The organism is Actinacidiphila cocklensis (assembly GCF_907177275.1).
Taxonomy (GTDB): domain Bacteria; phylum Actinomycetota; class Actinomycetes; order Streptomycetales; family Streptomycetaceae; genus Actinacidiphila; species Actinacidiphila cocklensis.
The window spans coordinates 1-1,117 of the sequence record NZ_CAJSLV010000018.1 but is presented as its reverse complement, the minus strand read 5'-3'; the positions used below and the strand labels follow the sequence as shown (position 1 = coordinate 1,117).

Genomic DNA, 1,117 nt, shown 5'->3' with positions numbered 1-1,117 from the left:
CAGCCCCAACGAATACGAACACCGACACCACACCGCTAAACTCACACTCGCCGCGTGATCAATAACCGCGTGCCCACCTTCATGGGGGAAGGCCCGCCCTCCATGCCGGTCGGTCTGATCCTCCTCTCGGTCATCACTCTACGTATTCACTAGCCGAGCGGTGTGCCCCAACCACAGGCTTCGGGGTCTTTGGAGGAGATACGCCCGAAGGGCGCCCCCGCGGGGGCGCCCTTCGGGCGTATCTCCTCCAAAGATCTCTACCAGCGCATGCCGAGGGCGTCGAGTTCCGCGCGCCGGTCCGCGCTCAGCTTGTCGGCCCGGCGTCTGCAGTTGTCGACGAACAGCCCCAGTTTCACGGCGGTCTGCGATCCGTCCGGCTCGCTGAGTTGGACCACGGCCTTGCGGGGAACGGTCTGGAGGCTTCCTTCGCGGGCCTGGAACTCCTTGGCGGCCCGGATGTTCAGCGCCCATTTGTCGGCCTGTGTTCGGGGCGCTGGAGGCCGCTCATCGGGCTGCGCCGGGGTGAGGTGGAGCATGTTCTCGAGCATCCAGGCTTGGGCTGGCTGCAGCTGCTCCCAGTCCAGGCGCTGTGCTTGGACCCATGCGCCGAGGTCTTCGCCCTGGAGGGTGGTCTGGCCTGGGGCAGTCGGGAGCGGGGCGCCGACCGTGATGAGGCCCCGGCACAACCGGTAGGCCCGTTGCCAGGCGACGGGCCAGGCCGGGCACCAGGACGGGTCGATGGCCTCGAGTGCGTCGCGGCGTTCTTCGGTCAGTGCACCGGCGGTGGAGCCGATGGGCAGGCCGGCCTCGCGGCGCGCTTCGATCTGCGCGAGCTTCCGACCTGCCGTTCTCAGATTCTTCAGCCATACCCCCGTCGGATGTCCGTTGAAGACCGCTGTCGTGGGCGCCAGGAGGTGGCCGTGTTCGGCGGCCCACCCCTGCGCTGCGGACAGGCCTTCCTGGAAGGCGACGTCCCAGTGGGACCAGATCATGCCCAACTCTTCGAGTTCCTGGGCGCTGTGAACTACAGGCTCGATGTCCAGGTTATTCCGATGGTCTGCCGCCTGATTTCTAACGACGTGTCCGGGCCGTGGGGCTTGTCGCCGCAGCTCAGGCA

At 67.1% G+C, this 1,117-nt stretch carries 1 protein-coding gene; it reads right to left on the bottom strand.

The genetic code is table 11. The features are described from left to right. Window positions 1–257 precede the first annotated feature (257 nt). Entirely contained in the window at window positions 258–992 is a 735-nt protein-coding gene (locus NFU81_RS03770) for a helicase associated domain-containing protein (protein WP_251484986.1), read from the bottom strand. Window positions 993–1,117 lie beyond the last annotated feature (125 nt).

What these genes read in the sequence shown, in the direction of transcription:
- NFU81_RS03770 (WP_251484986.1), bottom strand. Translation starts at nt 992, where the DNA reads ATGATCTGGTCCCACTGGGACGTCGCCTTCCAGGAAGGCCTGTCCGCA.